General features: G+C 72.5%; 11 protein-coding genes. 7 read left to right on the top strand and 4 right to left on the bottom strand.

What is annotated here, in order from left to right; translation table 11 throughout:
• The first annotated feature begins 29 nt into the window (after positions 1–29).
• Positions 30–1,229, top strand: a complete 1,200-nt coding sequence (locus tag QFZ71_RS00540; RefSeq protein ID WP_307666258.1) for a M20 family metallopeptidase — start codon at positions 30–32, stop codon at positions 1,227–1,229.
• Between the two features lie 142 nt (positions 1,230–1,371).
• Here the strand turns inward: QFZ71_RS00540 and QFZ71_RS00535 are convergent, their stop codons facing one another.
• Positions 1,372–2,379 (bottom strand): ABC transporter substrate-binding protein, encoded by a 1,008-nt coding sequence (locus tag QFZ71_RS00535; RefSeq protein ID WP_307666257.1) that lies wholly within the window; start codon positions 2,377–2,379, stop codon positions 1,372–1,374.
• Between the two features lie 149 nt (positions 2,380–2,528).
• Between QFZ71_RS00535 and QFZ71_RS00530 the strand changes: the two genes are divergently transcribed.
• The 6 genes from QFZ71_RS00530 to QFZ71_RS00505 all read left to right on the top strand — a co-directional run bounded on the left by QFZ71_RS00530 (position 2,529) and on the right by QFZ71_RS00505 (position 9,659).
• Positions 2,529–3,320, top strand: a complete 792-nt coding sequence (locus QFZ71_RS00530) for an ABC transporter ATP-binding protein (protein WP_307666256.1) — start codon at positions 2,529–2,531, stop codon at positions 3,318–3,320.
• A 68-nt stretch (positions 3,321–3,388) separates the two neighbouring features.
• Complete coding sequence (locus tag QFZ71_RS00525) at positions 3,389–4,048, top strand: MSMEG_1061 family FMN-dependent PPOX-type flavoprotein (protein WP_307666255.1); 660 nt, start codon at positions 3,389–3,391, stop codon at positions 4,046–4,048.
• Positions 4,049–4,292: 244 nt separating this feature from the next.
• Positions 4,293–4,457, top strand: a complete 165-nt coding sequence (locus QFZ71_RS00520; RefSeq protein ID WP_307666254.1) for a hypothetical protein — start codon at positions 4,293–4,295, stop codon at positions 4,455–4,457.
• A gap of 5 nt (positions 4,458–4,462) precedes the next feature.
• Complete coding sequence (locus tag QFZ71_RS00515; RefSeq protein WP_307666253.1) at positions 4,463–5,383, top strand: carbohydrate kinase family protein; 921 nt, start codon at positions 4,463–4,465, stop codon at positions 5,381–5,383.
• A 28-nt stretch (positions 5,384–5,411) separates the two neighbouring features.
• Entirely contained in the window at positions 5,412–7,538 is a 2,127-nt protein-coding gene (locus QFZ71_RS00510; RefSeq protein ID WP_307666252.1) for a trehalose-6-phosphate synthase, read from the top strand.
• A 384-nt stretch (positions 7,539–7,922) separates the two neighbouring features.
• Positions 7,923–9,659: an immunity 49 family protein gene (locus tag QFZ71_RS00505; RefSeq protein ID WP_307666251.1), complete on the top strand. Its 1,737-nt coding sequence runs from the start codon at positions 7,923–7,925 to the stop codon at positions 9,657–9,659.
• 91 nt (positions 9,660–9,750) lie between these two features.
• On the opposite strand, the gene meaB is transcribed toward QFZ71_RS00505, so the two are convergent.
• Genes meaB through QFZ71_RS00490 form a run of 3 tightly spaced genes read right to left on the bottom strand, consistent with a single transcriptional unit; the run spans position 9,751 to position 14,903 of the window.
• On the bottom strand, positions 9,751–10,797 hold the full coding sequence (gene meaB, locus QFZ71_RS00500) for a methylmalonyl Co-A mutase-associated GTPase MeaB (RefSeq protein ID WP_307666250.1): 1,047 nt from the start codon (positions 10,795–10,797) through the stop codon (positions 9,751–9,753).
• A 12-nt stretch (positions 10,798–10,809) separates the two neighbouring features.
• Complete coding sequence (gene scpA, locus QFZ71_RS00495; RefSeq protein WP_307666249.1) at positions 10,810–13,041, bottom strand: methylmalonyl-CoA mutase; 2,232 nt, start codon at positions 13,039–13,041, stop codon at positions 10,810–10,812.
• Positions 13,041–14,903 (bottom strand): methylmalonyl-CoA mutase family protein, encoded by a 1,863-nt coding sequence (locus QFZ71_RS00490; protein WP_307666248.1) that lies wholly within the window; start codon positions 14,901–14,903, stop codon positions 13,041–13,043. Before QFZ71_RS00490 ends, scpA begins: the two co-directional genes overlap by 1 nt.
• Between the last annotated feature and the right edge of the window lie 209 nt (positions 14,904–15,112).

The raw sequence follows: 15,112 nt of genomic DNA, 5'->3' as shown, positions 1-15,112 counted from the left end.
CGCAGCGGTCCGGAAGGCAAGGAGCATCCATGACCGTCCCCGCAGTCCCGCACCCCGAGGCGGATGCCGACGAGACGGCCGACGCGTGGTTCCGCGGACTCAGGGCCGCCGTACGGGAGGCGGTCGACGGCCACGCCCCGGCTCTGCTGGAGCTGAGCCGGCTTCTGCACGCCGAGCCCGAGACCGCCTTCGAGGAGCACCGAGCCGCCGCGCGCTGCGCGGGAATCCTCGCCGCCCACGGCTTCGAGGTCACCGCCCCCGCCCACGGCCTGGACACCGCGTTCAGCGCCACCATCGGCTCCGGGCCCCTGACCGTCGCCATCGCCTGCGAGTACGACGCCCTGCCCGGCCTCGGACATGCCTGCGGGCACAACCTCATCGCCGCCGCCGGGGTCGGCGCCGCACTCGGCCTCGCCCCCTTCGCGGACGAACTCGGTCTGACCGTACGCGTCCTCGGCACCCCTGCCGAGGAACGGGGGGCGGGCAAAGCGCTGTTGCTGGACGCCGGGGCGTTCGACGGGGTGGACGCCGCGATGATGGTGCACCCCTGCCCCTTCGAGATGGCCGACTTCCGCTCCTTCGCGCTCGGCACCCTGGACGTCGTCTACACCGGCCGCGCCGCGCATCCCAGCCTCAACCCGCACGAGGGCCGCAACGCCGCCGACGCCCTGACCGTCGCCCAGGTCGCCCTGGGCCTGTTGCGCCAGCAACTTCCCCCGCAGTGGCGGGTGCACGGCATCACCACGGGTGCCGGGACCGCGCCCAACGCGATCCCCGACCGGGCCACCGCCACGTACGAGATACGGGCGCTGGCCGCCGAGGACCTGCGGGAGCTGCGGCAGCGGGTCGAGGACTGCTTCCGCGCCGGGGCGCTGGCCACCGGCTGCGAAGTGGCCCTGGAACGCCCGGAGCCCGACTACCTCGACTTCCGCGGCGATCCGGAGCTGATCCGGCTCTGGACGGCCAACGCGCGGGAACTCGGCCGCGCCGAACCCGTCGAGCGCCCGCCCTTCGCCTGCACCGACATGGGCAACGTCTCTCACGTCGTGCCGTCCATCCACCCGGTGCTCGACATCAGCGCGGGAGCCTGCGGCCCGCACGAGGCCGCTTTTGCCGAGGCTGCGCTCTCTCCGGCGGCCGAACAGGCGCTGCTGGACGGGGCGGTCGGGATGGCGTGGACGGCGGCGGACTTCGCCGTCGCCAGGTCCCGAGGTGGCGCACGGGCCTGAGGCGGTGCCCGGCGCCGGGGCGGGGCGGGGCCTCGGCCCGGCGCCCGCGCCACGGCCTCGTGCACGACACCGCAGCTGTGCGGCCCGGACCGGGAACTCCCGGTCCGGGCCGCACAGCACGGGGCCTCACCTCACCCGGAGGTCACTTGGCCGTGAGCGCCTTGACGTAGTCGTTCAGGACGACGTCCGCCGCGAGCGGTCCGCCGCGCGTGGACCACACCGAGCCGTCGACCGTCACCGCGTGGCCGTTCTTGACGGCGCCCAGCTCCTTGTAGGCGGGCTTGGACTGGACGTCCTTGAGCGCCTTCTCGCCGTCCGAGGTCAGCGTCGACAGGAACAGCCAGTCGCCGTCGATCTCGTCGATCTTCTCCAGGCTCAGCGACGGGGTGTGCGCGTTGCCGTCCTTGTTCTGGGACGCGGGCCGCTTCAGCCCCATCTCCAGGGCGACACCGCTGGCGAACTGCTTGTTCTCCATCCAGCTCGGCCCGTCCGGGTTCCAGCGGACGATGGAGACCTCGGCGCCCTTGTTCGCGCCGAGCTTCTCACCGGCGGCCTTCGCGGCGGCCTCGTGGTCCGTGATGAACTTGTTGGCCTTGTCCAGCTTGTTGACGGCGTTGCCGACGCCCCGGAAGAACAGCTTCCAGTCGTCGGTCGGGGCCATCGTCACCAGCGTGGCCGGGGTGATCTCCCGCAACTGCTCGAGCACCTGCTCGTCCTGCATGTCACCGGCGAGGATCAGGTCCGGCTTCGCCGCGACGACCTTGTCCATGACCGGCTGGAGCAGGTTGCCGACGACGTTGACGCCCTCGACCTTGTCGGCCAGGTAGGCCGGAGGCTTGTCCAGTCCCTGCCCGTTGGTGATGCCGACCGGCTTGATGTCCAGCGCCAGGACGGCGTCCAGGTCCTCCTGGGTCAGGGTGACGATGCGCTTCGGCTCCGCCGGGATCTCCACGGCCTTGCCGGTGGCGTCCTTGACCGTACGGGTCGCGGTGGAGACGGAGTCCGTCTTGCCGGCCTTGTCCCCGGAGGACGTGCCCGAGTCGGAGTCCGAACCGCAGGCCGTCAGCAGCAGGGTGGCGGCCCCGAGGGTGGCGACGGCTTGCGCGGCTCTTCGGGCGGCGGTGCGGGCGGGACGGCTGTGCAGGGTCATCAAGGGCTCCGGGATCAACGGGACATGAAGCGGCGACGGCCGTACGGTCGCGTGGATGCGCCCGTCGGCTCGTGAGCGAGCTAAGGTTAGCCTTACTTTAGCGGCATCGGGCACAGCGGTGCCCACGTCCTCCGGAAAGGCCGGTCCCCGTGGAAATCCGAGTCGAACAGCTCACCGCTGGATACGCCGGTCACACCGCCGTGGATCGGGTGGACCTGACGGTTCCCTCCGGCCAGGTCGTGGCGATCGTCGGCCCCAACGGCTGCGGCAAGTCGACGCTCCTGCGCTCCATGGCCCGTCTCCACCAGCCCCGCTCCGGCACCGTGTTCGTCGGCGACGCCGATGTCTGGCGGCTGCGCCAGCGCGACGCCGCCCACCGCGTCGCCCTGCTGCCCCAGGCCCCGCAGGCCCCCGAGGCGGTCACCGTCGCCGGACTGGTCCGGTACGGCCGCCACCCGCACCAGGGTCTGTTCCGCCAGTGGTCGCACGAGGACGAGGAAGCCGTCACCCGCGCCCTGGAGGCCACCGGCACAGCCGCTCTGGCCGGACGCCGCCTCGACCAGCTCTCCGGCGGCCAGCGCCAGCGCTGCTGGCTCGCCATGTCCCTCGCCCAGGAGACCCCGGTCGTCCTGCTCGACGAACCCACCAGCGCCCTCGACATCGGCCACGCCGTGGAGGTCCTGGACCTGGTCCGCGAGGTGGCCGCGCAGGGCCGCACCATCGTCATGGTCGTGCACGACCTCGCCGCGGCCGCACGGTACGCCGACACCCTGGTCGCCATGCGCGACGGCCGGATCGTCGCCTCCGGTCCGCCCCGCGATACCGTGGACGCCGCGCTGGTAAGGGAGTTGTACGGCATCGAGGCGGAGATCCTCACCGCGGCCTCCGACGGAGCCCCCGTCGTGGTGCCGAAGGTGAGCGCGCCCGTGGCCGGTGTCTGAGCCGGCCGGCGCGGGCCCCGCCCACGCCCGCACCGGCAACCGGCGGCCGGGTCGCTAGGGTCGAACGCATGACGACATCCCTGGCCGGCAGTGCCTTCGACTCGCTCCGTCTCGACGCCGTGTCCGACCACGAGGAGCTGCGCCGGGCGTACGCGCTGCCCGGCACCGCTGCCGTACGCAAGCAGATGACCGAACTCACCGAACAGACGCGTCAGTTGATCAGTTGCTCCTCGCTGGTCCTGGTCTCCAGCGCGGACGCCGAGGGCAACTGCGACGTCTCGCCGCGCGGCGGCCCCGCCGGTTTCGTCAGCGTCCTGGACTCGCGGACCGTGGTGATTCCGGACGCGACCGGCAACAAGCGCCTGGACACGATGCAGAACATCATCGCCACGGGCCGGGCCGGGCTGCTGTTCCTCATCCCCGGGCGCACCACGACGCTCAGGGTGAACGGCCGGGCCTGCGTCTCCACCCGCCCCGAACTGCTCGCGCAGCTGACCGCCGTGGGCAAGCCGCCGGCCGGCGCGCTGGTGATCGGGATCGAGGAGGTCTACCCGCACTGCCCCAAGTCGCTCATGCGCAGCGGGGCCTGGAAGCCGGAGCAGTGGCTGCCGGCGGACGCCCAGCCCTCCTCGGCGGAGGTGACGCTGGCCCAACTGAGGATGCCGGAGCTGACGATCGCGGACATCGAACGGGTGGAGGCGGAATCGCTGAAGTACCGGTACGAGTAGCCGCACCGGCCCCGCTCGTTCTGGCCGGAGGCGTGATCGGCGGAAGGCTCCACCGGGGCGTTCCGGGGGGAACCCCCGGACCGCCCCGGCTCCCCGGCCACGTGCGACCGACTGCCCTCACGCCCCCGGTGAACCGGATGCGGCCCGCCGCGCAGGGCCCTTTCGGGCAATGCAGAGTCGGTATAAGGCCACTTCTCTCCCTCGCATCATGACGGGGCGCCACCGGGCGCTTACGTTTCTGAGCATGCCTGATCCGCGGCACGTGCCGCAGTCGCCGCAGGAGGAGCACGACATGATGCGTGTGTGGCACGAACCGGGCCATGAGGCCGCCCGGCAGGAGGCGGCGACCGCGGACGCCGTGCGCGACGGGGTGGGCGAGCGGAGTCCCGCCCACCGGCAGGGGCGGTAGCGCCCGTGGCATCCCGGCCGGCCGAAGCCGCGGTGCTCATCGTCGGGGCCTACGCGGTCGATCTGGTCCTCACGGATCTGCGCGGCCCGGTGAGGGCGGGGGCCGAGGTGTGGGCCGATGGACTGGACATGGTGCCCGGTGGGGCGTTCACGTTGGCGATGGGGCTGCACCGGCTGGGGCGGCGGGCAGTGTGGGCAGCCGATTTCGGCACGGACCTCTTCAGCCGTGCGGTCCTGGCGGCGGCGCGCCAGGAGGGCATGGAAGAGGCGGGCTTCCGTCATCACCCGCGCCCTGTGCGCAATGTGACGGTGGCCCTCTCCGATGCGAAGGACCGGGCGATGATCGCCCACGAGGACCCCGTCGCCGCCCGCCCTCCGGCGGAGCTGATCGACGCGTTCCGCCCGTCGGTGGTGATGCTCCCCTTCCTCCGGTACGGCCCGGACACCACCGACGCGCTGAAGACGGCCGCCCGGCACGGAACGCGGGTGTTCATGGACTGCCAGGACTACCCCGGCCACATCGGCATGGACGACGTCCGCGAGACCCTGGGGCGGGTGGACGTCTTCGCGCCCAACGAGTCGGAAGCGCTGCGGGTGACCGGGGCCGGCACGGTCGAAGAGGCGCTGGCGCTGCTCTGCGAGCTGGTGCCCACCGTGGTGATCAAGCGCGGTCCGGCAGGCGCGGTGGCCGCGGCGAACGGACGTCGGGCGGTTCAAGGTTCTCCTGCGGTGCCCGTGGTGGACACGACGGGAGCCGGAGACTGCTTCAACGTGGGCTTCGTGCACCGGTGGATCGACGGCAGCCCCCTGGCGGACTGCCTGGCGGCAGGCGTGGCCTGCGGAGCCGCCGCCGTGACCGGCCCCGGCTCCGGCAACGCGCTCGGCGCGTCCGAGCTCCCCGCCTGGCTCACACGGCTGCCGTACTGAACGCGGAATCACGGAGGCGGGGGCTGTCATGAACCACCTCGAGAGCCGGGCACGTGGCGGACACGTCCCCGCGGGCCGGAAGGTCCTGGTCGCCGACCTCGACGGCACCTTGCTGGGCGGCGATCAGGAGAGCCGTCTGCAACTGCTCCGTGCTCTGGGGCGTCACCCGGAGATCACCGTCGTCTTCGCCACGGGCCGCGGCCTGCACTCCGTACGGGCGCTCCTGCGGCAGGACCCGCTGCTCCCCGCCCCACGGTGGATCGTCGCGGACGTCGGCGCCAGCGTGATCGACGCCACCGACATGAGCCACAGCACCGCGCTGGAACGCCCGCTGCGGAGGGGGTGGCCCGGTCACGCGACCGTCCGGGAAGCGTTGCGCGGCTTTCCTCAACTCGCCCACCAGGACGTCGTACAGGAGGGGCGCTCCTCGTTCCTTCTGGCCCCCGAAGGGCTGACCGGCGCCCTCACGGCGGCAGTGGAGAAGCTGGGCTGCTCCTGGTCCTACAGCGAAGGACGCTACTTCGACGTCCTGCCGCCACAGGCGGGCAAGGGGCCGGCCGTCCGGCAGCTCATCGACAAGCACCGATGGCCGCTGTCCGGCCTGCTCGTCGCCGGTGACTCGCTCAACGACCTGTCACTGTTCCACCTCCGCACCCACGGCGTCATCGTGGGCAACGCCGAGGCGGCCCTCACCGAGCGAGCTCCCGAAGGCCCGCTGATCCACCGCTCCCACCTCCACGGGGCCGCCGCCATCCTCCGGACGCTGCGACACCTCGGCTGGGTCGGGCCGCCCTCGCCCGTCGTCATCGGCTATCACCGAGCGCCCGCCCGCTGGAGGGAGGGGCGGTGGGAACAGCCCTCCAGCCCCAACGGCATCATGCCCACCCTGACGTCCATCCTCGGCAGCACGAGCAGGGACGGCGGCCTGCGCGCCGTGTGGGCCGCCGCGGTCACCGGAGAAGGACCCGACCCGTGGCCCGTCCCTTTTCCCGACCGCCTGCCCATGGCGCTTCTGCCACTGCCGGCATCCCGCTGGGCCGGGTACTTCCACCGGGCCTGCAAGGAAACGCTGTGGCCGGCGCTGATGTCCCATCCCCACCTCATCCGTCACGACCCGTCCCACTGGGCCGACTACGAGCACGTCAACGCCGCCTTCGCGGACCACATCAGCGCCCACGCCGCCCAGGACGCGACCGTATGGCTGCACGACTACAACCTCTGGCTCGTCCCCGGCCTTCTCAAGCGTGCTCGGCCGGACCTGACCATCGGCCTGTTCCACCACACCCCGTTCCCGCCGCCCGAGGTCTTCCGGACCCTGCCGGTCGCCGGACAACTGTGCGCCTCCCTCGCCCGACTGGACTGGGCGGGCTTCCACACGGCCGCCTTCGCCGACCACTTCCAGCAGCTCCTGAAGGGCAGCACCGCCGTGCCACGCACCGGTGTCCATCCCCTGGGCATCGACCGGACGGCCGTCACAGCCCTGGCACGCTCCCGCAGCCCCCACGTGACCGCCGAGGACGGCCTGTCGGTCCTGTCCGTGGAGCGCCTGGACTACGCCAAAGCGCCCGTCCACAAGATCCGCGCCCTCACGACCCTCCTCGACCGCCGCCCGGAGCTGCGCGGCCGGCTGACCTTGCGGCTCGTGTGCCCGCCACCCGAGCCCGGCATCCGCGCCTACGAGACGACCCGCATCGAACTCGAGCAGGCCATCGCCACCCTCAACGTCCGATGGGGCACCGGGGAATGGCAGCCGGTGGAGTACACCCCCCGATCGCTCCCCTTCGAGGAGGTCATGGACCACTACCTGGCAGCCCACGTCTTCTGGGTGACCTCCCTGGCGGACGGGATGAACCTCACCGTCCAGGAATACCTCACCGCCCACGCCGCCTCCGGGCGCGCAGGTGTCCTCGTCCTCTCCCGCCACGCCGGTATCGCTCAACAGTTCGGGAACGCGGCACTGCTCACCGACCCACACGACCCGGAGGACCTCGTCGAGGTCCTGCACACCGCGCTGACCATGGCCCCGTCCCACCGCATGGCGAACTCGGCCCGCCTGACGCACCTGCTCGACACCGCTCCGCCCGTCGACTGGGCCCGCGCGGTGATCGCGGCCATCGGCGGGAAGCCCGGACCGCCGTCGGCCATGCCGTGGTGAACACCCCGTGCGCCGGAGGACCGAGCTCATCGCCGGCATCGGATGGACCGGACGGAGGGGCCACGGAGTCCGTCGTCGAAGTCGCCGGCACCGGGCGGCGGGTGCCCTGTGCGAAGCAGACCGCGGTGGGAACGGTGGACGACCTGAGCTGGACTGCTGCGGCACCCGGTGCTCCCCGTGGTCGTCAGGCCCGGCCGGAGCTACGGAAACGCGGTCGCGGCGGCGATCGCCGCCGCTGCCCCCACCGGACCGGCCCCGACCGCCCACCGGATCCGTCACACGCGGCTCGACGCACGATCACACCATGAGGAGCGCCGTCCTAGGCTGTCCCCCAGGTACCGATCAAGAAGCGGGGCAGGGGCCATGCGCATAGAACGTCATCAGGTGTCCGGGGCAGCCGTGTCGGCGGCCCGCGAGGACTTCACCAACCGGATCGGGGGCCAGGTGCGGTCCCTGTCGAGGGCCGACCGGATGACCACCTACGCATGGCAGTCGATCGCGGACGAGTTCCTGGACTACCTGGGCGCCCTCTCCGTCGAGACGCCCGACCTGGACACGGCGGAGGCCAAGGCCGTTCTCAAGGACGCCTGCGAAGCCGCGGCCGGCGCTGTCGCCTACGCGGCGTACCACCCCCACTGCGGCTTCCAGATCTTCCTGGACTACGTGAACTTCGGGATGAGCTACGACCGGGGGGAGGACGCCCCCGAGGAGAGCGTCACGGCGGGGGAGTGGACCGACGCCCTCTGCCTGGCGGTCCTCAGGGACAGAGCCGCGTGGCACGGGGAGGCGTTCCGCTTCGCGCGGGACAAGTTCGCCGAGCAGACCCGCGGCACCCCCGTGGGCGAGCTCACCACCGGGCTGATGGCCGTGGTTCTGGACGACACCGGCAACGAGGACGACCACCCGCCGAGCGCCGGGGCCAAGCTCTCCGCCCTCGACGCCGCCCTGGGCCGTGTCCGTGCCCGCGCGGAGGAGACCGGCGAGCCCCTGCTGGAGAGGCCGGGCAGTGCGGCGCTGCACGCGTTGCGTGCCCTGGTCGCCGAGGACCGGGACGCCTTCGACACCGCGCTGGCCGGCCTCCTGACCCGGCACGCGGCGCTGCACAGTACCTCCGCCACCCCCGGCAGCCTCCTCCCGCTCGTCCCCCTGGCCCTCGCCGCGCTCGCGTACCGGACCCTGGGCTGGTCGCCCGCCGTCCGGACCGACTACCTTCCGCACGCGCTGGTCACCGGCTTCGAGAAGCGGAGCCCGCGGGTCGCCGGGTTCGGGCGGGACCGGCGGGCGGACGCGGTGTCGGCGCTCGCCGCCGGACCGCTGGCCGTGGAGCGTCCGGCCTTCGCCTGGACGGTGCACCGGGAGGCCGAGGCCCTGTCCGAGGAGCACGTCGCGGACGTACTCACCACCGCCGGCGACGACCCCCACGCGGTCGGGCGGCTCGGCCGGGCCATGGGCGACCAGGAGCGCCTGTTCAAATGGCGCTCGGGTGTGTCGGACGGGGCGACGGACGATCAGCTCCGGAACGTGCGCCTGGCCTCGCAGATGGGGGCGGCCCTGTTCCGCATCGCGCTGGCCGAGCCGGGCTCCGACGTCGAGGTCGCCATCGACGGCCGCACCCTGCGCTACCGGGCACGCCGCGACGAGAAGGCCGGACCGGGCCTCTGGCACACGGCCACCGCCTTCGCCCTCATCACCGGCTCCCGCGAGGACCTCGCTCCTCTCGTGCTCACCGGGCCGACGTTCGCCACCCCGGACGGCTCCGCGTTCAGCGCCTACCGCGAGGCCCTGCACGCCTACTTGACGGGTACGGGCCCCGAAGCGGCGGCCGAACAGGCGCTGCGGCAGGCCGAGAAGGCCAGGGACTGGGGCTGGGCGATGCCGCCGGCCGTCCTGCTGTCCCAGCTGGTGGAAGGCGACGCGGAGAGCTTCAACCTGGCCCTGGCCGACGCGCTCGAAGCCCATCGCGCCCACTACCAGGTCGCCGACCGGGCCGACGACCCGGATGCCGCCGTCAACCTCGACGCCCTCGCACTGGCCTGCCACGCCCGCCGCCGCGGCTGGGACATCCGCGTCGACTCCGGGTACCTCCCGAAGGAAATCCTCCGGGCCGCCGAGCCCTTCTGAGCGCGGATCGGAGCCCTGGCGCTCCGTACATGAGCGGCCGCCGCCCTCGTCCGTGCGGGCGGCGGCAGGGCATCCGCTCACCGCGCCGCGTTCAGCCGGACCCGCCCGCCCCGCCCCCGGGACGCGAGCCGCCCGCCCCGCCTTCGTGGAACGCGCCGCCGCGGAACACACCCAGGATCTCCTCGGCCGCCAGCGTCGCCGTCAACGTGCCCTCCCGGACCCGCTGTTCCAGCTCCGGCGCGAGCTTCCGCACCTCCGGATGGCTGCGCAGACCGTCCAGCAGCTCGTCGCGGACCATCGACCAGGTCCAGTCCACCTGCTGGTCACGCCGCTTGGCCGCCAGCCGCCCCGACGAGTCCAGGATCGTACGGTGCTGCTCCAGCCGCTCCCACACGGTGTCCAGACCGGTCGACTCGCGCGCGCTGCACGTGAGCACCGGGGGCGTCCACGCCGCGTCCGTCGGGTGCATCAGCCGTAGCGCGCCCGCCAGTTCGCGCGCCGCCGAGCGCGCGTCGCGCTCGTGCGGGCCGTCGGCCTTGTTCACCGCGATGGCGTCCGCCAGTTCCAGGACGCCCTTCTTGATGCCCTGCAACTGGTCGCCGGTACGGGCGAGCGTCAGCAGCAGGAACGTGTCGACCATGTTGGCCACCGCCGTCTCCGACTGCCCGACCCCCACCGTCTCCACCAGCACCACGTCGTAACCCGCGGCCTCCATCACGACGATGGACTCCCGTGTCGCCTTCGCCACCCCGCCCAGGGTGCCTGCCGTGGGGGAGGGGCGCACGAAGGCGGCCGGGTCCACCGCCAGGCGCTCCATCCGGGTCTTGTCGCCCAGGATGGAACCGCCCGTACGGCTGGAGGACGGGTCGACCGCCAGCACCGCCACCCGGTGGCCGAGCCCCGTGAGCATCGTGCCGAGCGCGTCGATGAACGTGGACTTGCCCACGCCCGGCACCCCGCTGATGCCGATCCGCCGGGCCGCCCCCGCGTGCGGCAGCAGCCGCTTCAGCAACTCCTGCGCCAGCACCCGGTGTTCGGGGCGCGTCGACTCGACGAGCGTGATCGCGCGCGCCACGAACGCCCGCTTCCCGTCGAGCACTCCCCGCACATAACCGTCGATGTCGATCTTCGCGGCCATCCGGTCAGCGGCTCACAGCTCGTGGCCGAGCGCGGCGCCGAGCCGCGTCACCAGGTCGTGGGCCGCGTCCGGGATCACCGTCCCCGGCGGGAAGACGGAGGCAGCGCCCGCCTCGTGCAGGGCCTCGACGTCCTGCGGCGGAATCACCCCGCCCACCACGATCATGATGTCCTCGCGCCCCTCGGCGGCCAGCTCCTCACGCAGCGCGGGAACGAGCGTGAGGTGCCCCGCCGCCAGCGAGGAGACGCCCACGATGTGCACGTCGGCCTCGACGGCCTGCCGCGCCACCTCGCCCGGCGTCTGGAACAGCGGGCCCACGTCCACGTCGAAGCCCAGGTCGGCGAAGGCCGTGGCGATCACCTTCTGGCCCCGGTCGTGGCCGTCCTGGCCCATCTTGGCGACCAGGATGCGCGGCCGCCGGCCCTCCGCCTCCTCGAACGCGTCGACCAGCGCACGGGTCCGGTCCACGGAAGGGGACTCTCCTGCCTCTTTGCGGTACACACCGGAGATCGTACGGATCTGCCCGGCGTGCCGCCCGTACACCTTCTCCAGCGCGTCCGAGATCTCGCCGACCGTCGCCATCGCGCGCGCCGCGTCGACCGCCAGTGCCAGCAGATTTCCCTCCAGGTCCGGACCGGGGTCACGCCCGGCGGCGGCCGTCAGCGCGCGCAGCGCCTCCTGGCACTTCGCCTCGTCGCGCTCCTCGCGCAGCCGGCGCAGCTTCTCGATCTGCTGCGTGCGCACGGAGGAGTTGTCGACCTTGAGCACATCGATCTGCTCGTCGGTCTCCACCCGGTACTTGTTCACGCCGATCACCGGCTGCCGCCCGGAGTCGATCCGCGCCTGTGTCCGCGCGGCCGCCTCCTCCACCCGGAGCTTGGGGATGCCCGCGTCGATGGCCTTCGCCATCCCGCCGGCCGCCTCGACCTCCTCGATGTGCTGCCAGGCCCGGTCCGCGAGGTCCCGCGTCAGCTTCTCCACGTACGCGCTGCCGCCCCACGGGTCGATGACCCGGCAGGTACCGGACTCCTGCTGGAGCAGGAGCTGCGTGTTGCGGGCGATCCGGGCGGAGAAGTCGGTGGGCAGCGCCAGCGCCTCGTCCAGTGCGTTGGTGTGCAGCGACTGGGTGTGCCCCTGCGTCGCGGCCATCGCCTCCACACACGTACGCGTCACGTTGTTGAACACGTCCTGCGCGGTGAGCGACCAGCCCGAGGTCTGCGAATGCGTGCGCAGGGACAGCGACTTGGGGTTCTTCGGGTCGAACTGCTTGACCAGGCGCGCCCACAGCAGCCGGGCCGCCCGCAACTTGGCGACCTCCATGAAGAAGTTCATCCCGATCGCCCAGAAGAACGACAGGCGTGGCGCGAACGCGTCGACGTCCAGGCCCGCTTCACGCCCGGCGCGCAGGTACTCCACCCCGTCGGCCAGCGTGTACGCCAGCTCCAGATCGGCCGTCGCCCCGGCTTCCTGGATGTGGTATCCGGAGATCGAGATGGAGTTGTAGCGCGGCATCTTCTGCGAGGTGAACGCGAAGATGTCGGAGATGATCCGCATCGAGGGCGACGGCGGATAGATGTAGGTGTTGCGGACCATGAACTCCTTGAGGATGTCGTTCTGAATGGTCCCGGCCAACTTCTCGGGCGGTACGCCCTGTTCCTCGGCGGCGACGATGTACAGCGCCAGCACGGGGAGCACCGCGCCGTTCATCGTCATCGACACCGACATCCGGTCCAGCGGAATGCCGTCGAACAGCTGGCGCATGTCGTAGATCGAGTCGATCGCCACCCCGGCCATGCCGACGTCACCGGTCACCCGCGGGTGGTCGCTGTCGTAGCCCCGGTGGGTCGGCAGGTCGAAGGCGACCGACAGCCCCTTCTGCCCGGCCGCGAGATTGCGCCGGTAGAAGGCGTTGGACTCCTCCGCCGTGGAGAAACCGGCGTACTGGCGGATCGTCCAGGGCTGGTTGACGTACATCGTCGGGTAGGGCCCGCGCAGATACGGGGCGATGCCCGGGTACGAGTGGAGCGCGTCCAGGCCTTCCAGGTCCTCACCGGTGTAGAGCGGCTTGACCGTGATGCCCTCGGGCGTCTCCCAGAGCGGGGCCTCGGCGCCCTCGGCCGCCTTCGTCACGGCCGCCTGCCACTCCTCGGCCGAACCGGCCGGAGCGGCGGGCGTGGCGGAGGCGAGCGGAACATCGGAGAAATCGGGAACGGAGAACTTCCGGTCCGTGGGCGAGGTCGGCATCACGCCACTCCCAAACGGTCGAGTACGGAGGTGAGAACGGCGACCGCGTCGCAGCCCGCGAAGACGTAGGCGTCGACGTCGGCGTACTCGCCGGGACGCCCGGCGAGGAACACCTGCGCCGCACCCGCCGACTTCAGCGCGGCGGCCACCGGCTCCGCCTGCTCGGCGTAGAGCGCGTCCGACGAGCACAGCACGGCGACCGACGCCCCGGAGGACTTCAGCGCCCCGCCGGCGGTCCCCGCGTCCACCGACACCGGATCGTGCACCGCCTCGATCCCGCCCGCTCCGAAGAGGTTGACGGCGAAGGAGGCCCGCGCGGTGTGCGCCGAGGCCGGGCCGAGCGCGGCGACGAACACCTTCGGGCGGCTTCCGGTCGCCGCGAGATACGCGTCCGACCGGGCGCGCAGGGCCTCGAAGGCCTCGTCCCGCCGGACCCGCGGCAGACCGCCGGGCGCCCCGGCGTACGGGTCGGGCGCGGGTTCCCGCTCCACCGCGCGCTCGCCGGGCATCGGGAACTCGCTCACCCCGGTGATCGGCTCCTTGCGGCGGGCCAGCTTCGCGCTGCGCGCCGCCCAGGTGGCGGCCAGCCGTTCCGCGACCGTTCCGGAGCGCAGGGCGGCGGGAAGACCGCCCGCCCGCTCGGTCTCCTGGAAGAACGCCCAGGCGGCGGTGGCGAGTTCGTCGGTCAGCCGCTCCACGTACCAGGAGCCGCCCGCCGGGTCGACCACCCGCGCCAGATGCGACTCCTCGATGAGGATCGTCGAGGTGTTGCGGGCGATGCGCCGCGCGAACGCGTCGGGCAGGCCCAGCGCGTGATCGAACGGCAGCACGGTCACGGACTCCGCGCCGCCCACCCCCGCGCCCAGCGTGGCCAGCGTGGTGCGCAGCATGTTCACCCACGGGTCGCGGCGCGTCATCATCACCGGCGAGGTCACCGCGTGCTGCCGCTGCGCTCCGGCGGCGGGAGCCCCGGACGCCTCGGCGACCCGCGCCCACAGCCGGCGCGCCGCGCGCAGCTTGGCGATCGTCAGGAACTGGTCGGCGGTGGCCGCGTAACGGAACTCCAGCTGCCCGCAGGCCGCTTCCACGCTCATCCCGGCACCGGTCAGCGCCCGCAGATAGGCCACCCCGGTGGCCAGGGAGAGCCCCAGTTCCTCGCCGGCCGAACCGCCCGCCTCGTGGTAGGGCAGCGCGTCGACGGCGATGGCCCGCAGCTCCGGGTACTCCGCGTCGCACCGCCGCGCCCAGCGCACGGCGGGGGCGAGGTCCGCCTCGACACCCGTCCGGGCCTCGTGGCCGAGCGGGTCGGCGCCGAGCGTTCCCCGCGCCTCGTCCCGTGCGACGCCGCGCTCCTCGTACAGCCGCAGCAACTCCGTCGCGGCGGCGTCCAGGTCGGCCGGGGCGTCGAGCGCGATCGGCGCGAGATCGAGGTATACGCCCTCCAGGGCCCGCGCCAGGCCCTCGACGGGGACGCCCGCCGGGCCGCCCACCGCGAGCCAGAGCGAGGTGACCCCGTTCTCCAGATCGCCGAGCAGCGCGTCGTTGAGCCGGACGGGATCGGTGAGGGCGTGGCGCTGGCGCACGTCCCAGCCGCCCGCCGCGTTCCCCCCGGCCCTGCCGCCCCGGACGAAGGGGGCGAAGCCGGGGAAGCCGGTGTCCGGGGACTCGTCGTGCGCGGTGTAGAGGGGGCGGGTGGTGAGCCCGTCCTCCAGTGTGGTGGACAGGGCTTCCTCGGCGGCCGGGCCCGAGACTTCCTTACCCGACTTGCGCAGTACGCCTTCGACGAGGCTCTGCCACTGGTCATGGGAAGGGTCGGGGAACGCGGCGGTTGGAGAGAGCCCGTCAGCAGGCTGGACCGTCATGCTCAGATGCTAGGGCAGGGCGCGGAACGAGTAGCAGGGGCACAGGCTGTGACCTTGCCCTCGCGGGGATGCACTTGATCCTTTACACACGGTCGCGTAACCGGTGGAGGTGCCCGGCACCGGGCAACACGACGGGCCACGACGTCGGGATGAATCGGACAGGTGACACATATTATGTGCGGAGTTGCCTTATTTGTTGTGCCATCCCT

It is taken from the genome of Streptomyces sp. V2I9, assembly GCF_030817475.1.
Lineage (GTDB): Bacteria > Actinomycetota > Actinomycetes > Streptomycetales > Streptomycetaceae > Streptomyces.
Note: the sequence above shows the minus strand (reverse complement) of the source record. Positions and strands in the feature narration are given on the sequence as shown.